The 303-nt window shown below is 40.6% G+C and carries 1 protein-coding gene; it reads right to left on the reverse strand.

What is annotated here, in order from left to right; all coding sequences use genetic code 11:
• The coding region (gene pth / locus EII42_RS12735; protein WP_233558428.1) for an aminoacyl-tRNA hydrolase at positions 1 to 303 on the reverse strand (303 nt) is incomplete at both ends.

Here is a 303-nt window from a genome sequence, read left to right on the forward strand (position 1 = left end):
GAATCTGTAGCCTCATCTAAAGTGCGGTCAATTAATTGCCAATCTGTTGGTGAAGGCTTATTGAGAACATAAGAAGCTACTAAATTCTTATCTCCCGGATGACCAATGCCGATACGCAAACGGTAGAAATTTTTATTATTTGCCAGTTGAGCAATAATATCTTTCAAGCCATTATGCCCACCATGTCCGCCACCTTGCTTAATTTTGGCAACGCCTGGTGGTAAATCTAATTCATCATGAATAACCAGAATTTGCTCTGGCTGAATACGATAAAAATTCGCCAAAGCACCCACTGCTTTACCG

The sequence above is a fragment of the Tessaracoccus sp. OH4464_COT-324 genome, from assembly GCF_003932855.1.
Lineage (GTDB): Bacteria > Actinomycetota > Actinomycetes > Propionibacteriales > Propionibacteriaceae > Arachnia.